This window comes from Luteimonas colneyensis (assembly GCF_014836665.1).
GTDB lineage: Bacteria > Pseudomonadota > Gammaproteobacteria > Xanthomonadales > Xanthomonadaceae > Luteimonas > Luteimonas colneyensis.
In genome coordinates, this window is the sequence record NZ_JACSQJ010000001.1 from 487554 (window position 1) to 509075 (window position 21522).

Here is a 21522-nt window from a genome sequence, read left to right on the forward strand (position 1 = left end):
TTCGTCCCGCCCGCGTGAGCGGTCGCGTGCGTCCTCAGCCGCAGCCGCCGCAGCAGGTGCTGCCGCCGCTGACGTGCAGCTCCTGCACGACCGGCTGGACCGCGTAACCGGCCTGGCGCAGCGCAGCGGCGACCTGCTCGCTGCTGGCGCTGGAGATCACGTCCAGGCGTCCGCTGGCACCGTCGAGGGCGATCTTCGCGTCGGGATCGAGCGGGCGAAGCGCCGTGGCGAGCGTGGCGGCGTCGGGCCGGGCGTCGAGTTCGAACTGCATGTGGCTCTCCAGTCATGGCGCCGGCATCCCCGGCGGCGGCCATGGTCGGCGCCGCCCCGCCGCGCGTCCTTGACCCGGGTCAAGCGCGTCGCGGTCCTGCGCTATCGTGGGCGCGCCCGCCTGCATGAGAGGAGCGCCACATGGCCCGCCTGACCGCGAAGGACTTCCCGCCCGAATTGCTCGAGCTCTACGACGGCTACGTGCATGGCCGCATCAGCCGCCGGCAGTTCCTGGACCGTGCCGGGGCACTGGCGATCGGCGGCATGAGCGCCGTCGCCATCCTGGCCGCGCTGAGCCCGGACTATGCGCTGGCCCAGCAGGTCCGGTTCACCGATCCCGCCATCCGCGCGGACTACATCACCTATCCGTCGCCGAAGGGCCATGGCCAGGTGCGCGGCTACCTGGTGCTGCCGGTCGGCGCGGAAGGCCCGGTGCCGGGCGTGGTGGTGGTGCACGAGAACCGCGGCCTCAATCCCTACATCGAGGACGTCGCCCGGCGCGTGGCCAAGGCCGGCTTCGCGGCGCTGGCGCCCGACGGCCTGAGTTCCGTCGGCGGCTACCCCGGCAACGACGAGCGCGGCCGCGAGCTGCAGGCGAAGGTCGACCCCGAAAAGCTCATGAACGACTTCTTCGCCGCCATCGAGTTTCTGATGGCCGATGCGCGCACCACGGACAAGGTCGGCATCACCGGCTTCTGCTATGGCGGCGGCGTGTCGCACGCGGCGGCGGTGGCCTATCCCGAGCTGGCCGCGGCCGTGCCCTTCTACGGCCGCCAGGCCAGGCCTGAAGACGTGCCGCGCATCCAGGCGCCGCTGCTGATCCACTTCGCCGAGACCGACGAGCGCGTCAACGCGACGTGGCCGGCCTACGAGGCCGCGCTGCGGGCGGCGGGCACGGAATACGAAGCCCACGTGTATCCCGGCACGCAGCACGGCTTCCACAACGATTCGACGCCGCGCTACGACGAGGCGGCGGCGAAGCTGGCCTGGGAGCGCACGATCGCCTGGTTCAGGCGCCACCTGGCCTGAGGCCGCCGGGCGCGGGCCCGGATGGGCGCCGGGCTCTAGCCCCGCATGATGGCGTGCAGCGCGGCGCCGGCCGCGACGCCAAGCAGCGCACCCGACAGCACCTCGGCCGGCAGGTGCCGGCGCAGGGCCAACCGCGACCAGGCCACCGCCACCGTCGCCGCCAGCAGCACGCCCGTCGCGGGCACGTGCGGCCAGGCGATGCAGGCCGCGAAGGCGGCGAAGGCGACATGCAGCGAACTCTTCAGCCAGCACCGCAGCAGGTGGCCGGCCAGCACGATCGCGCCCGACAGCGCGATCGTGGCGACGATGCCGGCATGCACGCCCGCCATCGCGAGGCCGGCCGCCAGCACGAACAACAGCCATGACGCGAAGCGGTTGAGCTGCGCGCGCTCGTGCCGCTGCGACGCGTCGACGTGTGCCCAGCGCCCCGAACGCGTCTTCAGTCCGCTGTAGAGCATCACCGCCGTCGCGGCCGCCGCGACCGAGGCGAGCGCCTGCCATCGCAGCGCCGGCGAAGCCGCGCCATCCGTGGCCACCGCGGCCGCGGCCAGCATGGCCACCACCGGATGGACCAGGATCGACACCAGCCGGGCCACGCGCTGCGGCGCGCCCGGCTCAGGCATCGCCGCGTTTCCGCAGCCGCCGCGAGGCCAGCGCCACGCCCGCCAGTCCCACCAGCGCGCCCGGCCACACGCCCCAGACCAGCGCCGAGGCCAGGCCCAGGTACAGCGCCAGCCCGCCCAGCAGCACCGGCGCCAGGGCCTCGACGGCGGGCACCTCGCGCGTGCGCCGCAGTTCGTAGCGCACCACCAGTGCGACCAGCGGCGCCACCACCAGCAGGCACAGCGCGATCCAGCCCGCGCGCCCGAGCCAGAAGCCGGGCTCTCCCGGAACGCCGGCATCGATCGGCAGCCCGAGCTTTTCGCCCAGCCACGCGGCCGGAAGCTCGGCCAGCTTGTGCCAGAGATACAGCGGCATGCCGAGCGCGCCCAGCACCGCGATCACGCGCCCGAGCGCGCGGCCCGCCAGCAGGCGCCGCGCCACCGGCTCGAACGCGAGCACGGCGCCCACCTGCAGCCACATCACGCCGACCAGGGCCAGCGTCGGCGGCAGCATGTTGTTGCCCGCCAGCGCCACGCCGACCATCGCCACCGGATACCCGCTCGCCATCGCCCAGGCCAGCCATGCGCATCCGAGCAGCACCAGGCCCACGCCCGCGCGCACGCCGCGGAAGCGCCCGCGCTTCCACGCGATGCCGAGCTGCTGCGGCAGCAGCCAGACCACCAGCATGTTGAGCCAGGCGACGCCGGGCGGACTGTCGGCCACGCCGCGGCCCAGCCAGCGCAGCGCCTCCGGGGTCCACGCGCCGGCCCGCACCACGTCGAGCACCGCCGCCACCGCTACCAGCCCCAGCACCGCGCGCAGGCCGAAGCGCGCATCCAGGCGCAGGCACCACGGCAGCAGCGCCTGCACGGTGAGCAGCATCAGCAGGAACCAGAGATGGATCGTCAGCGACTGGTTGAACACGCCCAGCAGGCGTCCGCCGGTGAACAGCGACACCGCCGCCAGCGCCACCAGCACCGCCAGGTAGGTGACCGTCGGCCGCGCCAGGCCCAGCGCGCGCCCGGCCCACCACTGCGCCTGCCGGTGCTGCCGCAGCCGCCGCGCCACGCCGTCGGCGCTGACCGCGGCGGACACGAACACGAACAGCGGCACCACCTGCACCAGCCAGGTCAGGACGCCGGCCATATCCCAGATGCCGAGCAGGTGGTCGGTGTCGACCAGCTGCCCGTCGGCCAGCCGAGGCAGGGTCGCGACCCAGTGCCCGAGCACCACCACCAGCAGCGCGCAGGCACGCAGGGCGTCGGGATACGGGTCGCGATCGAATGCCTGTGCCATGGGGTCTCCGCGTGACGGGGTCGCCGCATCTTACGGGGCCGCGATAGAGCCCACCTATTGCCCGCCAACGGCTTCCGCCGCCGCGTTTACCTTGCAACCTGCCCGGACTATGCTGGGGCGTGCCTGCGCGGAACGCGCGCACAAGCCAAGGTGGCCCGGCACGCCGGGCCTTCCAGCCACCACGACTCGAGGATCGCTTCATGGTCAACATGAATCGACGGCAGTTCCTCAAGGTCTCGGGCACCGGCCTCGCCGGTTCCAGCCTGGCCCTGCTCGGCGCCAGTCCGGCGCCGGCCATGGCCGAAGTCCGCCAGTTCAAGCTGGCGCGGATGACCGAGACCCGGAACACCTGTCCCTACTGTTCGGTTGCCTGCGGCCTGCTGATGTACGGCCTTGGCGACGGCGCGAAGAACGCCGCCTCCGCCATCGTCCACATCGAGGGCGATCCCGACCACCCGGTGAACCGCGGCACGCTGTGCCCCAAGGGTGCCGGACTGATCGACTTCATCCACAGTCCGAACCGGCTGAAGCAGCCCGAATACCGGGCGCCCGGCTCCGACACCTGGGAGCCGATCGGCTGGGACGACGCGCTCGACCGCATCGCACGCCTGATGAAGGACGACCGCGACGCCAACTTCGTGGCGCAGACGCCCGAGGGCCGCACCGTCAACCGCTGGATCACCACCGGCATGCTCGCGGCCTCGGCCACCAGCAACGAGACGGCCTACATCACCCACAAGGTCGCGCGCTCGCTCGGCCTGCTCGCATTCGACAACCAGGCCCGCGTTTGACACGGCCCGACGGTGGCAGGTCTTGCCCCGACGTTTGGCCGTGGAGCGATGACGAACCATTGGGTCGACATCAAGAACGCGGACGTGGTCCTGATCATGGGCGGCAACGCAGCCGAGGCCCATCCCTGCGGGTTCAAATGGGTCACCGAGGCCAAGGCGCACAACGGCGCCAAGCTGGTCGTGGTCGACCCGCGGTTCAACCGCTCGGCGTCGGTCGCGGACTACTACGCGCCGATCCGCACCGGCACGGACATCGTGTTCCTGGGCGCGGCGATCAGCAACCTGATCGAGACCGACCGCATCCAGCACGAGTACGTCCGCAACTACACGGACATGACCTTCATCGTGCGCGAGGACTTCGCGTTCGACGGCGGCCTCTATTCCGGCTACGACGCGGAGCGCCGGCGCTACGACAAGGCCACCTGGGACTACGAGCGCGGCGACGACGGCTTCGTGGTCACCGACCCGACGATGCAGCACCCGCGCTGCGTCTACCAGCTGCTGCGCAAGCACTACGCGCGCTACACGCCGGAGATGGTCGAACGCGTCTGCGGCACCACCCAGGAGCAGTTCCACGCCGTGGTCGACCTGCTGGCGTCCACCGCCAGCCCCGACCGCGCCGGCACCATCCTGTACGCGCTGGGCTGGACCCAGCACTCCATCGGCTCGCAGATCATCCGCACCGGCGCGATGCTGCAGCTGCTGCTGGGCAACATCGGCATCGCCGGCGGCGGCATGAACGCGCTGCGCGGGCACTCCAACATCCAGGGGCTCACCGACCTGGGGCTGATGTCGAACCTGCTGCCGGGCTACCTGACGCTGCCCAACGAGCACGAGCAGGAGTACGGCACCTACATCGCCTCGCGCACGCTCAAGCCTTTGCGTGAGAACCAGCTCAGCTACTGGCAGCACTACCCGAAGTTCCACGTCAGCCTGATGAAGGCGTGGTATGGCGACGCCGCCACCGCGGAGAACGACTGGGCCTTCGACTACCTGCCCAAGCTCGACAAGCCCTACGACATGCTCCAGACCTACGAGCTGATGGACCAGGGCAAGGTCAACGGCTACATCTGCCAGGGCTTCAACCCGCTGGCGGCGGCGCCGAACAAGGCCAAGATGATCTCGGCGCTGTCGAAGCTGAAGTTCATGGTGGTCATGGACCCGCTGGCGACCGATACCTCCGAGTTCTGGAGGAACTTCGGCGACGCCAACGACGTCGACCCGTCGGCCATCCAGACCGAGGTCTTCCGCCTGCCGACCAGCTGCTTCGCCGAGGAGGAAGGCGCGCTGGTGAACTCCGGCCGCTGGCTGCAGTGGCACTGGAAGGGCGCCGAGCCGCCGGGCCTGGCCAGGACCGACATCGCGATCATGGCCGGGCTGTTCCTGCGGATGCGCGGGCTGTACCAGGCCGAGGGCGGCGCGTTCCCGGACCCGATCCTCAACCTGACCTGGCAGTACGCACAGCCCGCGCACCCGAGCGCGTCGGAGCTGGCGATGGAGTACAACGGGCGGGCCCTGCAGGACCTGGCCGACCCGCGCGACCCGACCCGCATCACCCGCCGCCGCGGCGAGCAGGTCTCGGGCTTCGGCGAGCTGCGCGACGACGGCAGCACGTCCAGCGGCTGCTGGATCTACGCCGGTGCCTGGACCCAGGACGGCAACATGATGGCGCGGCGCGACAACAGCGACCCGACCGGCATCGGCCAGACCCTGAAGTGGGCCTGGGCGTGGCCGGCCAACCGCCGCATCCTCTACAACCGCGCCTCCGCGGATCCGTCCGGCAAGCCCTTCGACCCGAAGCGGCCGCTGGTGTGGTGGAACGGCACCGCCTGGACCGGCGCCGACGTGCCGGACTTCAAGGCCGACGAGGACCCCGCCGGCGGAATGAGCCCCTTCATCATGAACCCCGAGGGCGTCGCACGGTTCTTCGCCCGCGACGGCATGGCCGAAGGCCCGTTCCCCGAGCACTACGAGCCGTTCGAGACGCCGCTGGGCTACAACCCGCTCAGCCCCGACAACCCGCAGGCCACCAGCAACCCGGCCGCGCGCGTGTTCGAGGCCGACCTGGCGACGATGGGCAAGGTCGACGAGTTCCCGTACGTCGGCACCACCTACCGCCTGACCGAGCACTTCCACTACTGGACCAAGCACGTCCGCCTCAACGCGATCCTGCAGCCGGAGCAGTTCGTCGAGATCGGCGAGGGCCTTGCGAAGGAGATCGGCGTGTCCCACGGCGACCGCGTGCGCGTCACGTCCAAGCGTGGGCACATCGTGGCGGTGGCGGTGGTGACCAAGCGCATCCGCGCGCTCCAGGTCGACGGCAAGACCCTGCACCACGTCGGCATCCCGCTGCACTGGGGTCTGACCGGCCTCACCAAGCCGGGCTACCTGACCAATACCCTGACGCCATCGGTGGGCGACGGCAACTCGCAGACACCCGAGTTCAAGTCGTTCCTGGTGAACGTGGAAAAGGCATAGGAGCCCCGGCATGGCATTGCAATCACTCGACATCAAGCGGCGCTCCGCGACCACCTACGCACCACCGGCCGTGCGCGAGCCGCACGCCGGCGGCTCGGTGGCCAAGCTGATCGACACCACCAAGTGCATCGGCTGCAAGGCCTGCCAGGTGGCGTGCATGGAGTGGAACGACCTGCGCGACGAGATCGGCAGCAACGTGGGCGTCTACGACAACCCGGCCGACCTCACCGCGCAGTCGTGGACGGTCATGCGCTTCGCCGAGCACGAGACCGAGGACGGCGGCCTGGAGTGGCTGATCCGCAAGGACGGCTGCATGCACTGCGAGGACCCGGGCTGCCTGAAGGCCTGCCCCTCGCCGGGCGCGATCATCCAGTACGCCAACGGCATCGTGGATTTCCACGAGGAGAACTGCATCGGCTGCGGCTACTGCATCACCGGCTGTCCGTTCGACGTGCCGCGCATCTCGAAGAAGGACAACAAGGCCTACAAGTGCACGCTGTGCTCCGACCGCGTGGCGGTGGGCCAGTCGCCGGCCTGCGCCAAGGTCTGCCCGACCGGGGCGATCGTGTTCGGCACCAAGGAGGCGATGACCGACCACGCCGCCGGCCGCATCGTCGACCTGAAGTCGCGCGGCTTCGAGAACGCCGGCCTGTACGATCCGCAGGGCGTCGGCGGCACGCACGTGATGTACGTGCTGCACCACGCCGACCGCCCCGCCCTGTACAGCGGCCTGCCCGAAAACCCGACCATCAGCCCGATGGTGGCGCTGTGGAAGGGCGTGGCCAAGCCGATCGGGCTGGCGGCGATGGCCGTGACCGCTGTGATCGGGTTCTTCCACTTCATCCGCACCGGCCGACAGGTGGTGACCGAGGTGGACGAGGCGGAAGCCGAAGCGTCGCTGGCCGACGGCCGTCCCGCGGGCGCCTACCCGCCCGGCACCTTCGAGCGCGCACGCGAAGAGGAGCACCGCCATGACTGAGCGCACCCCGGCCGACCGCGGGCATCCGCGCGAAATCGTCCGCTACACCGCCAACGAGCGCACCAACCACTGGCTGATCGCGATCGGCTTCCTGCTGGCCGGCCTGTCGGGGCTGGCCCTGTACCACCCGGCGATGAGCTGGCTCTACGCCCTGTTCGGCGGAGGGCCGTGGACGCGCGTGCTGCATCCGTTCTTCGGCGTCTTCATGTTCGTGGTGTTCGTGCTGTTCGCCTGGCATATGGGCGGGTCCAACCGGATCGATGCGCGCGACCGCCAGTGGCTGCGGCAGATCGACGACGTCGCCGCCGGGCGCGAAGAGAAGCTGCCGGAGGTCGGGCGCTACAACGCCGGCCAGAAGGTCCTGTTCTGGGTGCTCGTGCTGTGCATGCTCGGCCTGCTGGCGACCGGCATCGTGATGTGGCAGCCCTGGTTCGCGCCGGCCTTCCCGGTCACCGTCGTCCGCCTCGGCTCGGTGGTGCACGCGATCCTGGCGACGGTGCTCATCTGCCTGATCATCTTCCACGCCTACTCGGCGTTCTGGGTCAAGGGCTCGATGGGCGCGATGGTGCGCGGACGGGTGACGCGCGGCTGGGCCTGGAAGCACCACCGCGAGTGGCTGCGCGAGGTCGACCGCGACGCCGGCGCCAAGTGACGACACGCCGGCCACGGCCTTTGCCGCGGCCGGCACCGATGGCCTAACCTGCCCCACGGGGCACACCGGCGCGCCCCGCGGCGCGCCGTCCTTTTTCCACTGCCGACGGAGGCAACGTGCCGCGCATCCTGCCGCGAGGCGAGATCGAAAACCTCGACCACACCCGCATCCCGCGCCTGCGCATCCCCGAGCGCGCCGGCGTGTTCTCCGATCGCGCCGCGCGCCTGCGCAGCCTCGCGGACTCCAGCACGATCGAGGGCTACCTGCGGCTGATGGCGCGCCTGGCCGAGGCGCAGCAGCGCGCGCTGAAAGAGTTCGAGGCGCCATCGATCGACGACGACGTGCTCGCACAGGCCAGGCGGTACGAGATGCCGCCCCTGCCGGCCACCGGCCTGGCGCGCGATCCCGTCTGGCGCGCCCTGCTCGCCCGGCTGCTGGACGAGGTCGCCGGCGACCCCGGCACGCCCGCGCAGGCGGTGGCGGCCTGCAACGCGCTCGCGCGTACCCTGGACACCGCGCCCGGGCGCGTCGAGCAGATGGCCGACGCCCTGCTCGCCGGACGCGTCGAAGGCGCGGACGTGGCGCCCGCGCCGTTCGTCATGGCCGCGCTCCAGGTCTACTGGACCGCGATGGCCTCCGGCCTGCGCGAATCGCAGCTGCCGGTCGGCGCCTTCGGCCTCTGCCCCACCTGCGGCACGTCGCCGGTGGCCAGCGTGGTGCGCATCGGCGGCGCACATGACGGCTACCGCTACCTGTGCTGTCCGCTGTGCAGCTGCGAGTGGCACCTCGAGCGGGTGAAGTGCTCGCACTGCGCCGCCACCAAGGGCATCGCCTACCACTACATCGAAGGCGGCCGCGACGGGGTCAAGGCCGAGACCTGCGACGGCTGCCGCAGCTACCGCAAGATCTTCTACCAGGAGAAGGATCCGTTCATGGAGCCGGTGGCCGACGACCTCGGCAGCCTCGCCCTCGACATGCTGATGGGAGAGGAAGGCTATGCGCGCCGCAGCGGCAGTCCGCTGCTGTGGCAGGACACCGGGGACTGACCCTGGACGCGGTCGACGACGACGGCGCGCGGGCGGCCGCCAGCGACATCCCCTCGCTCGACCGCCTGCTGAGGGACCCGGCGCTGGCGGCGCTGGTCGCCGGGCACGGGCCGTCGCGGGTGACCGCGGCCCTGCGCGCAAGGCTGGCGACGCTGCGCGACGAAGCGCGCGCGGGCACGCTTCAGCGCGGCGCACTCGCGCCCGGCACGCTTGCCGCCGACCTCGGCGCGGCGCTGGAACACGAGGCGCGGCCGCGCCTGCGCGCGGTCCACAACCTCACCGGCACCGTGCTGCACACCAACCTGGGCCGCGCGGTGCTGCCCGATGCCGCGGTGCAGGCCGTGGTGCAGGCGCTGTCGGCGCCGATGGCGCTGGAGTACGACCTCGAACGCGGCAGCCGCGGGGACCGCGACGACCTGGTCGAGGGCCTTCTGTGCGAACTCACCGGCGCCGAGGCCGCCACCGTCGTCAACAACAACGCCGCGGCCGTGCTGCTGATGCTCAACTCCCTCGCCAACCGCCGCGACGTGATCGTCTCGCGCGGCGAGCTGGTCGAGATCGGCGGTGCCTTCCGCATCCCCGACATCATGTCGCGCGCCGGTGCGAAGCTGGTCGAGGTCGGCACCACCAACCGCACGCATCCGGCCGACTACGCCGGCGCGATCGGCCCGCGCACCGCCATGCTGATGAAGGTGCACTGCAGCAACTACGCGATCAGCGGCTTCACCGCGAGCGTGGACACGCCGGCGCTGGCGGGGATCGCACGCGCACGCGGCCTGCCGGTGGGCGTGGACCTCGGCAGCGGCTCGCTGGTCGATCCGGCGCGCTGGGGCCTGCCGCGCGAGCCCACCGTGCGCGAGACCCTCGCCGCCGGCGCGGACCTGGTCACCTTCAGCGGCGACAAGCTGCTCGGCGGCCCGCAGGCGGGGCTGATCGTCGGTCGCGCCGACCTCATCCGGAAGATCCGCAGGAATCCGCTCAAGCGCGCCCTGCGCGTGGGCAAGCTGACCCTGGCGGCGCTTGAGCCGGTGCTGGCGCTGTACCGCGCGCCCGAGCAACTGCCCGAACGCCTCACCACGCTGCGCCTGCTGCTGCGCCCGCAGGCCGCGATGCAGGCGCAGGCGCAGCGCCTGCTGGCACCGCTGCAGACCGCGCTGGGCGACGACTGGAGCGTCGCCGCCGCGCCCATGTCCAGCCAGATCGGCAGCGGCGCGATGCCGGTGGAGGCGCTGCCCAGCTGGGGCCTGACCCTGCGCCACGCCGGCAAGGGCAGCCACGGCCGCGCGCTGCAGCGGCTGGCCAGGTCGCTGCGTGGGCTCCCGCGCCCGGTCATCGGCCGGATCGCCGACGACGCCCTGTGGCTCGACCTGCGCTGCCTGGAAGACGCGGACGAGGCCGCATTCACCGCCCAGCTGGACGGCCTGCGCGCATGATCGTCGGCACCGCCGGCCACATCGACCACGGCAAGACCAGCCTGGTGCGCGCGCTCACCGGCGTCGAGACCGACCGCCTGAAGGAGGAGAAGGCGCGCGGCATCTCGATCGAGCTCGGCTACGCCTATGCCGCGCTGCCCGACGGCGAGGTGCTGGGCTACGTCGATGTCCCCGGCCACGAGAAGCTGGTGCACACCATGGCCGCCGGCGCCTGCGGCATCGACTTCGGCCTGCTGGTGGTGGCCGCAGACGACGGCGTGATGCCGCAGACGCGCGAGCACCTGGCGATCCTCGGTCTGCTGGGCGTGGACCAGGGCGCGGTCGCCATCACCAAGGCCGATCGCGTGGACGCGGCGCGGCTGGACGCGGTGCGCGCCGACGTCACCACGCTACTGCAGGGCGGCCCGCTGGCCGGCGCGCCGATGTTCGCCACCGACGCCACCCGCGACGGCGACCCGGGCGTCGACGCCCTGCGACGGCACTTGGAGGACCGCGCGCATGCGGCGGCCGCGCGCAATGCCGATGGCCTGTTCCGCCTCGCCGTGGACCGCGTCTTCACCCTGCCCGGCCACGGCACGATGGTGACCGGCACGGTCTTCTCCGGGCGCACCGCGTCAGGCGACGAGCGCGCCCGGCTGGTGCTGGCGCCCGCGGGCACGCCGGTGCGCGTGCGCTCCATCCATGCCCAGAACCGGCCCAGCGACGACGCGCGCGCCGGCCAGCGCTGCGCGCTCAACCTCGCCGGCACCGGCCGTGACGCGATCGCACGCGGCGACTGGATCGCCGACGCGCGCGCCTTCCGGCCGACACGCAACCTCGACGTCGACCTCGAGCTGCTGCCCGACGCCGCGACCACGCTCGGCAACTGGGCGCCGCTGCACCTGCACCTGGGCACGGCCCGGCGCCTGGCGCATGCGGTGCCCCTGTCGGACGACGGCGTCGCCCCCGGAGCGCGCAGCCGCGTGCAGCTGGTGGTCGACGAAGCACTGTGCGCCACCCCGGGAGACCGCTTCATCGTCCGCGACGCCCAGGCCAGCCGCACCATCGGCGGCGGCCGCGTGCTCGACCCCGATGCACCCGCGCGGCGCCGGCGCTCGCCGCAGCGCCTGGCCTGGCTGGACGGCGTCGCCGCCATGCTCGACGGCGGCGGCCTCGAGGCCCTGCTGCGCGAAGCCGCGCAAGGCATCGACGAGGCCGCGCTGGCGCGGCTGGCCGGCCGGCCTCCGGAGCAGCTGGCGCTGCCGGACGGCGCGCGCTGGCTGGCACCGCGCGGCGGCGCGCGCATCGCGATCGCCGATGCCGCCGTCCAGGCGCTGGACGCGCGCATCGAACAGGCGCTGGCCGCCTTCCACCTCGAGGCGCCGGACGAACCCGGCCCCGAAGCCACCCGCCTGCGCCGCATCGCCGTGCCCACGGTTTCGGCCGGGCTGTGGCAGGCGCTGCTCGACGGACTCGCCGACGCAGGCCGCATCCAGCGCAAGGGCCCATGGCTGCATCTACCCGGGCACACGGTGGCGATGGACGCCGACGATGCCGCGCTGTCGCAGCGCCTGCTCGCGCGGCTGGACGAAGGCGGCTTCGAGCCGCCCTGGGTGCGCGACCTCGCGCGCATCGAAGCCGAGCCCGAGGAGCGCGTGCGCCGCCTGTTGCGCATGCTCGCCCTGCAGGGCGATGCGCACCAGGTGGTCCGCGACCTGTTCTACCACCGCGAACGGATGCAGGCGCTGGCGGCGCTGGCGACCACCATCGCCGACGCCACCGGCGCCATCGCCGCCGCTGGTTTTCGCGACGCCACCGGCCTTGGGCGCAAGCGCGCGATCCAGATCCTCGAACACTTCGACCGCACTGGCCTCACCCGCCGCGTCCGCGACAGCCACGTGCTGCGCGAGGACAGCGCGTGGCTGCGCGAACTGCGCCCGGTTCCGCAAGCGCTGTGATAGCGTGCCCCGGCGCCGCGGGGGTTCCGCGGCGCCCGATGGAAGGCAAGCGCGCCCGGTGGCGCGGCCGGGCTTCAAACCCGGTTGGGGGCGTCAGCCGCTCCCAGGCAGGTTCGACTCCTGTTGCCTTCCGCCATTCCGCACGTGTGCCCGACATGACCGACTCTCCCGATACCACGACGCCCCGCCTCACCTCGCTCTCCCACGGCGGCGGCTGCGGTTGCAAGATCGCGCCGGGCGTGCTGGCCGACCTGCTCAAGCGCGCCGCGCCGGCGCCGGTCTGGCCGCAGCTGATGGTCGGCAACGACACCGCCGACGACGCCGCGGTGTACCGGCTCAACGACCAGCAGGCGCTGATCGCCACCACCGACTTTTTCATGCCGATCGTGGACGATCCCTACGACTTCGGCCGCATCGCCGCCACCAACGCGCTGTCCGACGTCTACGCCATGGGCGGCACGCCGATCATGGCGCTGGCCCTGGTCGGCATGCCGATCAACGTGCTGCCGCATGACGTCATCGCCGAAATCCTGCGCGGCGGCGAGGACGCCTGCGCCGAAGCCGGGATCCCCGTCGCCGGCGGCCACAGCATCGATTCGGTCGAGCCGATCTACGGCCTGGCCGCGATGGGCATCGCCCACCCCGACCGCATCCGCCGCAACGCCGACGCGCGCCCCGGCGACCTGCTGGTGCTGGGCAAGCCGCTGGGCGTGGGCGTGCTGTCTGCGGCGCTCAAGCGCGGCGTGCTCGACGACGCCGGCTACCGCGCGATGATCGACGCCACCACCCGCCTCAACCGGCCCGGGCCCGCGCTGGCGGCGCTGCCCGACGTGCACGCGATGACCGACGTCACCGGCTTCGGCCTGCTCGGCCACGCGCTGGAGCTGGCGCGCGGCGCCAAGCTCACGGTACGCCTGCGCCATGACGACCTGCCCTGGCTGCCGGGCGTGCAGGCGCTGGCCGCCGAGGGCGTGGTCACCGGCGCCTCGGGGCGCAACTGGGCCGCCTACGGCGACGGCGTCGAGCTCGGCGCCGGCATCGACAAGCCTGCCCGCGACCTGCTCACCGATCCCCAGACCTCCGGCGGCCTGCTGGTGTCCTGCGCGCCGCAGGCGCTGGGCGAAGTGCTGGAAATCTTCCACGCCGGCGGCTTCGCCGAGGCGGCGGTGATCGGCGAGACCCGCGCCGGCGAGGCGCGCGTCGAAGTCGCCTGAGCCCGGAGCGGGCCTTCCGGCCGGACCTGCACGTCCGCCGGCCGCGCCGCAGCTCAGGCCAGGACTTTCGGCGGCAGGTAGATGGTGAACTCGTTGACCGGCTCGACGAGCACGCTGTGCGGATGCTGCTGCTCCTCCGGCGTCACCAGGCCCAGCCGATCGAGCAGCCCGAAGCGCGCCTGCTCCAACCGCGCCGGCGCGACCTGCAAGCGCCCGTGCCAGACGTGGTAGGTGCCCAGGCGCCCGTCGCGGCGATGGTAGAAACCGCGCAGCGGATGGGTCAGGTAGACGAGTCCGGTCTCGACATCCGCGAAGCCGGGCAGCCGCTCCACCGGTCCGGCCTCGCCCACCAGCGACAGCGACGCTGGCGCCCATTGCGCAACCGTATCCATGCGATAGCGCAGGTAGCGCCCGTCCGCGGCCTGTGCGCAGTCGAAGCGCACCCGTCCCCCGTACCACGGCAGGTTCCACAGCCGGTGCGGAACGATCCGGGTCCATGAGTCCAGGGTCGTGCCCAGGAACCAGACGCAGCGCTCGCCGGTTTCGTTGTCGACGATGTAGATGCGGTAGTTCGTCTGTCCCATGCGGAACTTGGGGAACGGGAACACCGCCGAAGTGAAGTCGACATCGATGAAGGGCACGACCGAGACCAGCGCGCGCTCCTGCCCGTCGATGGACACCGTGTCCAGGCGGAAGCGTCCGGGCATGACCCCTGCGAAGCGCGCCGGGTCAAACGCGTAGCTGACGATGGCGAAGTGCTGCAGTTTGCACAGCACGTCGACACCCGACGGAGCCGGGCGCGGATGCAGGCAGTCCTGGAAGCGCAGGCGCAGCGTCGATGCGCCTCCCTCGGCGCCGTCCGCCATCATGCGTCCGCCCGCGACCCGCTCGCCGACAACCGCCGCCCGACAAGGATCGCCAGCCACGCCATCGGCAGGTAGGCCAGCAGCAGGTCCAGCGCGATGAACCACGCCGGCGCCGGGATCATCACCGCCGCGGCGACGCCGCCGGCCAGGAACAGTACGCCGATGGTCCAGGCGAACGCCGCCTTGCGGCTGCCGGCGACCAGGAAGGCGACGAAGGCGCCGGCCAGCGTGCCCAGCGCATGCGCCAGGAACGGCGACAGGAAATGCTTCGGCTGGAACAGGTGGATGCCCTCGGCCGTGGTGGTGTCCACGCCCGCCGGCGGCGGCACCATCGCCGGGCCCGCGGCCACGATCGCCATGTTGACCACGCTGCCCACCACGAGCCCCGCGACCACGGCCGCGACGTTGCGCACCCAGTGCTTCATCCCGCTTCCCCGGTCGTGCCCCGTGCGGAGCGTCCGCCGGATTCTAGCGCCGCCGCGGCCACCGCAGGCGTCGGGCCGCCTACATGAAGTTGCGGGTATGCAGGCTCGACAGGTGGTGCGCGCGCTCCGGGTCGAAGCCCAGCCGCACCAGCTTGGCGTAGCGGCTGTCGGCCATGTCCTTCATCAGCGCCTGCACCTTGCGCGAGCCCTCCGCGATGGCCTCGGGCGTCAGCGCGCCGGCGGCCATCACCACCAGCGCGTCGAACACCTCCTCGTTGAGCCCGCCGGTGTGGCGCAGCGCCTCGTGCCGCTCCTCCACCGCGCGCGCAAGGCGGTTGCGGAAGTCGGGTTCGCGCTGCAGCCGGTACAGCAGGTGCGACATGCCCAGCGCCACGTGGCGGGCCTCGTCGACCGCCGCGTAGCGCGCGATCTGTCGGGTCAGCGGGTCCGGCGCCTCGGCCTGGATGAACTTCAGCAGCGAGACGAAGGTGCCCTCGCCCAGTACCGACAGCAGGAAGCTGGCCACCGAATAGTCGGTCTCATCGAGCAGGCTCTTCAGCGACTCCTGCCCGCCGGCGGTCGACAGCGCCGGCTCGCGGCCGTGGCGGCGGATGCGGCGGGTGAAGACGTCGATGTGGCGGGCCTCGTCCACGATCTGGATCGCCAGCGCGGCCTGCAGCTCGCGGTAATGCGGATGCAGCTGGCCGAGGAAGCGCGCGGGGATCACCAGCGCGGCGTTCTCGTTTTCGACCATGAAGGTCATCACCTGGACGACGGCGTCCTCGATCTCGTCGGGCAGCACGGGTGCGTCGTCCCAGTCGATGGCCTCCGGATCCCACTGCGCGGCGACGGCCTGCCGGTAGAGGCTGGCGGCCGATCCGTTCCAGAGCTCGTCGCGGTCGGACAGGCGGAAATGGATCTCGGGCGCGCCCGCCTCCACCACAGCACCGCGCGCGGCCAGGCCCCAGCGCGGATGCGCACGCGACGCGATCGCGTCCTCGGCGCGCGGATCGCTGTGGCCGGTGGGCATGGCGTCGCGCCAGCGGCCGGCCTGCGCCGAGCCCCGGCGCACGCGGACGACGCCCGCACCGGCCTCCATCACGTGCCCCTGGCTGCGGCACCACGCGGACAGCTGCGCCTGCCAGCCTGGCGCGGTGCCGCGCACGGTGACCGCTTCGCCCACGCCGACCTGGTTCAGCGCGTGCTTGACCAGCAGGTGTGCGCCGGCGTCGAAGCCGAGGCCGGCCAGGTCCACCATGCCGGCCGCATCACCGGCCTTGCGGGGTTCCATCGTGTCCACGTCCGGCCTCACTCCATCAGCGGCATGCCGCACATCATCCGCGCCAGCAGATCGTTGATGACATCCGTGGTCGGCGCCATCACCGCCGCAGCGCGCGAATCGCGGAACAGCCGCTCGATGCCCACGTCCTTGCGGAACGCGGCGCCGCCGCACACCCGCATCGCGGTATCGGTGACCAGCAGCGCGGCCTCGGCGGCCACCGCCTTGGTCTGCAGCACGCGCATGAAGGTGTCATCGCCGCCGTTGGCGATGCGGTCGAGCGCCACCGCGCGCACGCCGCGCGCGCCGTCGAGCGCGTTGCGGGCCTGCGCCAGCTGCGCGCGCAGGGTCGGCAGCTCGGCCAGCGTGCCGCCGGCGGCGAAACCGGTCTTCGTCACGTGCGCCACCGCGCGCTGCAGCGCGCCCTCCATCAGCCCGATCGACACCGAGGCGATCAGGTTGACGAAGGTCGGCAGCTCGTCGTTGAACATCACACCCTGGCCTTCGCCGTCACCGCCCAGGCGGTGCGCCAGCGGCACGCGCACGCCCTTCGCCGCCAACGGCGCGGAGGCATTGGCGCGCAGTCCGAGGCCATCGAAGGGCCTGGGCGACGACAGCCCGTCACTCCTGGCGTCCACCAGCCAGATGGTGCTGGCGCCCCCGGCGGCGAGCGGCTGCGAGGACCAGACATAGGAATCGGCCTCGCCGGCCGAGGTCACCATGCTCTTGCTGGCGTCGAGCAGCACATGATCGTCACCATCGGCGGTGGCGGTGCTGACCGGCGCCCAGAAGTGGCTGCGCGAGCCGGTCTCGGACCAGGCCAACGTGGTCAGGTGGCGCCCGGCGGCGATCTCGCGGCGGATATCCGCGGGGCCGTGCATCTCGATCAGGGTGGCGCCGGCGTAGTGCATCGTCACCACCATCGCCGTGGCCGGGCAGTCGCGGGCGATGCGCTCGACCACTTCGGTCGCCTCGGCCAGGCCCAGGCCCATGCCGCCGACGTCCTTCGCGCTGATCAGGCTGAGAAGGCCGGCCTCCCCCAGTGCGGCAATCGCCTCGCGCGGGAAGCGCGCCTCGCGGTCGAGTTCGGCGGCGCGCGGCAGGATGATCGTCTCGACGATCGGCTCAAGCTTCTCCAGTTGGCTCATCGCGGCGCCCTCAGTAGTCGTACTTCGATTCGGTGATCCGGCCCTGGGCGTCGTAGAACTTCTCGTCGTCCACGGCGCGTTCGAGCAGGGCGTAACCGCTGCTGCGGCCGCGATGCCAGACCTTCAGGCCTTCCAGCTCCAGCAGCGGCCGCACCTCCGGGTCGTCCCAGGACATGCCCAGCAGCAGGTCGGCGAAGCGCTGCGCCAGCGCCGGATCCAGGCCGGGCGCGGTGGTCATGTTGCAATGGTCGAATTCGCCGGTGGTGGCGACGATGCGGGTCGACCCGGCGGCCAGCGTGCCCTCCTGGGCGAAGGCCTGGTAGTTGCCGGCGATCATCCACGCGGCGTCGATGTCGCCCTTGACCATGGCCTCGGCCGCATCGCGCTCGCCGCCGATGTGGTCGCCGTGCTTGCCGCCCAGCACGTCGAACAGCCGCGCGCTGTAGTCGCGCCCCCGGACCAGGCCGTGCTGGCGCAGGTGATCGAGCGGGATCAGCGTGGCCTGCGGCGAATCGATGGCGCCGAAGCCCAGCGTCCTGCCACGCAGGTCCTCCACGCCCCGGACGTCGCTGCCGGCGGGCACCACCAGCACCGACTGCAGGTCCATGTCGGTATCGCGCATGACGATGGGCTCGACCTCCTGCCCGAGCGCACGCGCCATGCGCTGCGCGCGCACGAAGGCCAGCGGCGAGTTCCAGGCGAAATGCAGCTGGCCGGCCATCAGCGCCTCGACCAGCGCTTCGTAGTTGGAATACAGCACGTAGTCGAAGGCGAAACCGCGCGCCTTCAGCCACGGCTTGAAGCCCTCCCAGATTGTGACGACCTTCGGGGCGTAGGACACGGCCCCCATGCGGATGACGGATTCGGACATGAGCTCCTGCCAATGGTGTTGATCGACGCACGCAGCCGGACACATCCGGCGGCGGACGCGGTTGAAGGAATCGGGATGGAGTCGCACCGCGCGCGGAAGGGCACGGCGGCCGGGTTTCCCGGGCCATGCGCGTGCTGGCTCGGCGGGACCGACGGCGGGATGCGGGGGCATCGCCGGCGCCGGGAAACGGACAGGACCTGTCACGTCGGCGTTCCCGGAGTCTATCGGATTCCTGCGACGGCCACGCCTCCTCGAGGACGGCATGGACGGCCACCGCGGCCTCCGCGGAACCGGCGGTTACACTGGACGCCCTATTTCCCCACGGTGATCCATGGCAAAGCCGAACTATTCGTTCGAGAAGCGGCAGCGCGAGCTGGCCAAGAAGAAGAAGCAGGACGAGAAGGAAGCGAAGAAGCGCGCCGAACGCGAGGCCCGGGCCGCGGCGGCCGGGCCGGCTCCCGAACCGGAGCCCGATTCCGACCAGGCGGGCTGAAGCTCCGCCAGGGTCGCACGCCAGGGCGCGCGACGGGACTCAGTCGCCCAGCAGGCGCGTCAGCGCCTCGTCCTTGTCCCGCCACATCCCGTTGAGCCACTGCTGGAAGCGCGCGCGCGCCGCGCGGTCGTCCTGGTAGCGCCCCCCCATCGCCTCGCTGTCGGGGATCGGGCGTTGGCGCACCAGCACGTGCACGTCCGGGATCCGCCCGCCCATCAGGTCCATCATCGTCGGACGCCCGCCCGGATAGGCGATGGTGACGTCCAGCACCGCGTGCAGCGCATCGCCCATGGCGTCGACCACGAAGGCCACGCCGCCGGCCTTGGGCTTGAGCAGGTGGCGGTAGGGCGAGGCCTGGCGCGCGTGCTTCTCCGGCGTGAACCGGGTGCCTTCGACGAAGTTCATCACCGCCACCGGTATCTCGCGGAACTTCGCGCAGGCCCGGCGCGTGGCCTCGATGTCGCGCTGGCCCAGCTCCGGGTTCTTCGCGATCTCCGCGCGGCTGTAGCGGCCCATGAAGGGGAAGTCGAGCGCCCACCAGGCCAGGCCCAGCACCGGCACCCAGAACAGCTGCTGCTTGAGGAAGAAGCGAAGCAGCGGGATGCGGCGGTTGAACACCTTCTGCAGCACGACGATGTCGACCCAGCTCTGGTGGTTGGCCAGCACGAGGTAGTGGCCGTCGGCCAGCAGCCCGTCGTCGCCGGCGACGTGGAAGCGGGTCCCGGTGAGGTGGTCTACCATCCAGGTATTGGCCGCGATCCAGCTTTCGGCGATGGCCGCCAGCACGCCGCCCAGCGCACGGCGCAGGCCGGGGAACGGCAGCAGCGCCTTCACCAGCGCCAGCAGCAGCAGCGGCAGCGCGTGCACCAGCGTGTGCAGGATGATCAGGAGCAGGACCAGGGCGGCGCGCAGCGAGGACATCAGGGGCACGGCGGACGATCCGGTGGCGGGGGCGCGAAGCGTAGCAAACAGCGGCGGCGGACCAGTGCGCGGCCCGCGCGGTCCGCGCCGGCGTGACTAAAGGCGGGTGAAGCCCGACGCCACGGCCGCTAGAGTCGACGTTTGCAGCGCCCCGTCCCGGCGCGAAGGAACCATGATGTCGAAGCGTTGCGTGATGGCGTTGCTCCTTGCCGCCAGCGGCCTGGCGATGGCCAACGAACCGGTGGACCTGGACATGGTCAGCCGGATCCGCCAGGAGGCCTTCCACAACTCCCAGGTCATGGCGACCTTCAGCCACCTCACCGAAACCATCGGCCCGCGCCTGAGCAACTCGCCGCAGATGGCCGAAGCCAACGCCTGGACGCGCGGCAAGTTCAGCGAGTGGGGCCTGTCCAACGTCCATGACGACGCCTTCGACGACTTCGGCCGCGGCTGGGAGTTCAGCGCCGCCAGCGTCGAGATGCTCGGCGGGCGCGTGCAGCCGCTGCACGCCCTGCCCAAGGCCTGGACGCCCGGCACCGACGGTCCCGTCGAGGGCGAGCTGGTGAAGGTCGACATCAAGACCCTGGCCGACATCGAGAAGTACCGCGGCAAGCTCGGCGGCAAGGTCCTGCTGCTGGGCGATGCGCGCGAGTACAAGCGCGGCACCGAGCCGGATTCGCACCGCCACGACGCCACCTCGCTGGAAGGGCTGCAGGAATTCACCGTGCCGAAGACCGCCGCCGCCGACCGCGCGAAGCGGGTCAAGGAGTACGGCGAGCGCCAGCAGCTCAGCCGCGCCGTCAACGAATTCTTCGCCGCGGAAGGCGCGCTGGCCGCGATCAGCATCAGCAGCTGGGACAACGGCATCATCCGCGTCGCCGGCGGTGGCCCGCGCAAGGCCGGTGAGCCGGTCGGGATCCCCGAACTGGCCATGATCGCCGAGCACTTCAATCCGCTGGTGCGCGCGCTCGACGATGGCCAGACGGTGCGCCTGCGCGTCAACGTCGCCGCGCGCTTCACCGACGAAGCCAACCAGCCCGGCCACAACACCATCGCCGAGATCCCCGGCCGCGGCGGCAAGGCCGGCGAGATCGTGATGATCGGCGCGCACCTCGACTCCTGGCACACCGGCACCGGCGCCGCCGACAACGCCGCCGGCGTGGCGGTGATGATGGAGGCCATGCGCATCCTCAAGGCCGTCGGCGCACGCCCCGAGCGCACCATCCGCGTCGCGCTGTGGAGCGGCGAGGAACAGGGCCTGGTCGGCTCGCAGGACTACGTGGCGCGCAACTTCGCCCACTACCCCGAGCCCACCGACCCGGCGCAGAAGGCGCTGCCGGCGTCGCTGCGCGAGCCGACCGGCCCGCTGCGCAAGCTGCGCGACTACGAGCGCTTCTCGGTCTACTTCAACATGGACAACGGCTCGGGCCGCTTCCGCGGCATCTACGCCCAGGAAAACCTGGCGGCGATGCCGATCTTCGAGGCCTGGCTCAAGCCCTTCCACGACGTCGGTGCCACCACGGTCGCCACCCGCAACACCGGCAGCACCGACCACATCGCCTTCGACCGCGTCGGCCTGCCCGGCTTCCAGTTCATCCAGGACCGGCTGGACTACTTCACCAACGTCCACCACACCCACCTGGACACCTGGGACCACGCCGAGCCCGAGGACCTCAAGCAGGCCGCGGCCATCGTGGCCTCGTTCGCCTACCACGCGGCGATGCGCGACGAGCGGATGCCGCGCAAGCCGCTGCTCGATCCGAAGTAACGCCTGCGCCGCCGCGGCCCCCG

19 protein-coding genes and 1 tRNA gene are annotated in these 21522 nt (G+C 71.8%); 11 read left to right on the forward strand and 9 right to left on the reverse strand.

The features are described 5' to 3' along the window. Positions 1–34: 34 nt before the first annotated feature. Entirely contained in the window at positions 35–271 is a 237-nt protein-coding gene (locus H9645_RS02155) for a hypothetical protein (RefSeq protein ID WP_191728081.1), read from the reverse strand. A gap of 140 nt (positions 272–411) precedes the next feature. Between H9645_RS02155 and yghX the strand changes: the two genes are divergently transcribed. After that, positions 412–1299, forward strand: coding sequence for a YghX family hydrolase (gene yghX / locus H9645_RS02160; protein WP_191728082.1), 888 nt, complete (start codon positions 412–414; stop codon positions 1297–1299). A gap of 35 nt (positions 1300–1334) precedes the next feature. Here yghX and H9645_RS02165 read toward each other — a convergent pair whose 3' ends face one another. Continuing rightward, positions 1335–1922, reverse strand: a complete 588-nt coding sequence (locus H9645_RS02165; protein WP_191728083.1) for a hypothetical protein — start codon at positions 1920–1922, stop codon at positions 1335–1337. After that, positions 1915–3198 carry an acyltransferase family protein gene (locus H9645_RS02170; RefSeq protein WP_191728084.1) on the reverse strand — a complete coding sequence of 428 codons (1284 nt, stop codon included), beginning with the start codon at positions 3196–3198 and terminating at the stop codon, positions 1915–1917. The genes H9645_RS02165 and H9645_RS02170 overlap by 8 nt, the downstream gene beginning before the upstream one ends. 200 nt (positions 3199–3398) lie before the next feature. Between H9645_RS02170 and fdnG the strand changes: the two genes are divergently transcribed. The 8 genes from fdnG to selD all read left to right on the forward strand — a co-directional run bounded on the left by fdnG (position 3399) and on the right by selD (position 13728). Further along, positions 3399–6467, forward strand: coding sequence for a formate dehydrogenase-N subunit alpha (fdnG, locus tag H9645_RS02175; RefSeq protein ID WP_191728085.1), 3069 nt, complete (start codon positions 3399–3401; stop codon positions 6465–6467). Between the two features lie 10 nt (positions 6468–6477). Beyond that, the gene (fdxH, locus tag H9645_RS02180) at positions 6478–7446 is read left to right on the forward strand and encodes a formate dehydrogenase subunit beta (protein WP_191728086.1); all 969 of its coding nucleotides are present in this window, start codon (positions 6478–6480) and stop codon (positions 7444–7446) included. After that, entirely contained in the window at positions 7439–8098 is a 660-nt protein-coding gene (locus H9645_RS02185; protein ID WP_191728087.1) for a formate dehydrogenase subunit gamma, read from the forward strand. Before fdxH ends, H9645_RS02185 begins: the two co-directional genes overlap by 8 nt. Positions 8099–8214: 116 nt before the next feature. Then, positions 8215–9144 carry a formate dehydrogenase accessory protein FdhE gene (gene fdhE, locus H9645_RS02190; protein WP_191728088.1) on the forward strand — a complete coding sequence of 310 codons (930 nt, stop codon included), beginning with the start codon at positions 8215–8217 and terminating at the stop codon, positions 9142–9144. After that, positions 9123–10577, forward strand: coding sequence for an L-seryl-tRNA(Sec) selenium transferase (gene selA / locus H9645_RS02195; protein ID WP_318240477.1), 1455 nt, complete (start codon positions 9123–9125; stop codon positions 10575–10577). Before fdhE ends, selA begins: the two co-directional genes overlap by 22 nt. Then, on the forward strand, positions 10574–12514 hold the full coding sequence (selB, locus tag H9645_RS02200; RefSeq protein ID WP_191728089.1) for a selenocysteine-specific translation elongation factor: 1941 nt from the start codon (positions 10574–10576) through the stop codon (positions 12512–12514). The genes selA and selB overlap by 4 nt, the downstream gene beginning before the upstream one ends. Positions 12515–12554: 40 nt before the next feature. Next, a tRNA-Sec gene (locus H9645_RS02205) sits at positions 12555–12650 on the forward strand. 19 nt (positions 12651–12669) lie between these two features. Continuing rightward, complete coding sequence (selD, locus tag H9645_RS02210) at positions 12670–13728, forward strand: selenide, water dikinase SelD (protein ID WP_191728090.1); 1059 nt, start codon at positions 12670–12672, stop codon at positions 13726–13728. Between the two features lie 53 nt (positions 13729–13781). On the opposite strand, the gene H9645_RS02215 is transcribed toward selD, so the two are convergent. From H9645_RS02215 to H9645_RS02235, 5 genes are all read right to left on the reverse strand, one after another. Then, a complete protein-coding gene (locus tag H9645_RS02215; protein WP_225217910.1) occupies positions 13782–14597 on the reverse strand; it encodes a DUF2071 domain-containing protein in 816 nt (271 codons plus the stop codon). Next, positions 14594–15019 (reverse strand): hypothetical protein, encoded by a 426-nt coding sequence (locus H9645_RS02220; RefSeq protein WP_191728091.1) that lies wholly within the window; start codon positions 15017–15019, stop codon positions 14594–14596. The genes H9645_RS02215 and H9645_RS02220 overlap by 4 nt, the downstream gene beginning before the upstream one ends. Positions 15020–15098: 79 nt before the next feature. Then, positions 15099–16310, reverse strand: coding sequence for a diiron oxygenase (locus H9645_RS02225; protein WP_191728092.1), 1212 nt, complete (start codon positions 16308–16310; stop codon positions 15099–15101). A 17-nt stretch (positions 16311–16327) separates the two neighbouring features. Then, positions 16328–17446, reverse strand: coding sequence for an acyl-CoA dehydrogenase family protein (locus tag H9645_RS02230; RefSeq protein ID WP_191728093.1), 1119 nt, complete (start codon positions 17444–17446; stop codon positions 16328–16330). A gap of 10 nt (positions 17447–17456) precedes the next feature. Further along, positions 17457–18317 (reverse strand): phosphate/phosphite/phosphonate ABC transporter substrate-binding protein, encoded by an 861-nt coding sequence (locus H9645_RS02235; RefSeq protein ID WP_189494701.1) that lies wholly within the window; start codon positions 18315–18317, stop codon positions 17457–17459. Between the two features lie 331 nt (positions 18318–18648). Between H9645_RS02235 and H9645_RS02240 the strand changes: the two genes are divergently transcribed. After that, positions 18649–18810 carry a hypothetical protein gene (locus H9645_RS02240; protein WP_191728094.1) on the forward strand — a complete coding sequence of 54 codons (162 nt, stop codon included), beginning with the start codon at positions 18649–18651 and terminating at the stop codon, positions 18808–18810. Between the two features lie 39 nt (positions 18811–18849). Here the strand turns inward: H9645_RS02240 and H9645_RS02245 are convergent, their stop codons facing one another. After that, on the reverse strand, positions 18850–19731 hold the full coding sequence (locus H9645_RS02245) for an acyltransferase (protein ID WP_191728450.1): 882 nt from the start codon (positions 19729–19731) through the stop codon (positions 18850–18852). Positions 19732–19906: 175 nt separating this feature from the next. On the opposite strand from H9645_RS02245, the gene H9645_RS02250 reads away from it, so the two are divergent. Continuing rightward, positions 19907–21499, forward strand: coding sequence for a M20/M25/M40 family metallo-hydrolase (locus tag H9645_RS02250; protein WP_191728095.1), 1593 nt, complete (start codon positions 19907–19909; stop codon positions 21497–21499). Positions 21500–21522 lie beyond the last annotated feature (23 nt).

Excerpts from the sequence above, each read along its gene's own strand:
- H9645_RS02245 (WP_191728450.1), bottom strand. The coding sequence starts at position 19,731 with ATGTCCTCGCTGCGCGCCGCCCTGGTCCTGCTCCTGATCATCCTGCAC.
- H9645_RS02165 (WP_191728083.1), bottom strand. The coding sequence starts at position 1,922 with ATGCCTGAGCCGGGCGCGCCGCAGCGCGTGGCCCGGCTGGTGTCGATC.
- H9645_RS02215 (WP_225217910.1), bottom strand. The coding sequence starts at position 14,597 with ATGATGGCGGACGGCGCCGAGGGAGGCGCATCGACGCTGCGCCTGCGC.
- H9645_RS02220 (WP_191728091.1), bottom strand. The coding sequence starts at position 15,019 with ATGAAGCACTGGGTGCGCAACGTCGCGGCCGTGGTCGCGGGGCTCGTG.
- H9645_RS02240 (WP_191728094.1), top strand. The coding sequence starts at position 18,649 with ATGGCAAAGCCGAACTATTCGTTCGAGAAGCGGCAGCGCGAGCTGGCC.
- selD (WP_191728090.1), top strand. The coding sequence starts at position 12,670 with ATGACCGACTCTCCCGATACCACGACGCCCCGCCTCACCTCGCTCTCC.
- H9645_RS02170 (WP_191728084.1), bottom strand. The coding sequence starts at position 3,198 with ATGGCACAGGCATTCGATCGCGACCCGTATCCCGACGCCCTGCGTGCC.
- fdxH (WP_191728086.1), top strand. The coding sequence starts at position 6,478 with ATGGCATTGCAATCACTCGACATCAAGCGGCGCTCCGCGACCACCTAC.
- selB (WP_191728089.1), top strand. The coding sequence starts at position 10,574 with ATGATCGTCGGCACCGCCGGCCACATCGACCACGGCAAGACCAGCCTG.
- yghX (WP_191728082.1), top strand. The coding sequence starts at position 412 with ATGGCCCGCCTGACCGCGAAGGACTTCCCGCCCGAATTGCTCGAGCTC.
- H9645_RS02235 (WP_189494701.1), bottom strand. The coding sequence starts at position 18,317 with ATGTCCGAATCCGTCATCCGCATGGGGGCCGTGTCCTACGCCCCGAAG.
- H9645_RS02225 (WP_191728092.1), bottom strand. The coding sequence starts at position 16,310 with ATGGAACCCCGCAAGGCCGGTGATGCGGCCGGCATGGTGGACCTGGCC.
- H9645_RS02230 (WP_191728093.1), bottom strand. The coding sequence starts at position 17,446 with ATGAGCCAACTGGAGAAGCTTGAGCCGATCGTCGAGACGATCATCCTG.
- H9645_RS02250 (WP_191728095.1), top strand. The coding sequence starts at position 19,907 with ATGTCGAAGCGTTGCGTGATGGCGTTGCTCCTTGCCGCCAGCGGCCTG.
- H9645_RS02185 (WP_191728087.1), top strand. The coding sequence starts at position 7,439 with ATGACTGAGCGCACCCCGGCCGACCGCGGGCATCCGCGCGAAATCGTC.
- H9645_RS02155 (WP_191728081.1), bottom strand. The coding sequence starts at position 271 with ATGCAGTTCGAACTCGACGCCCGGCCCGACGCCGCCACGCTCGCCACG.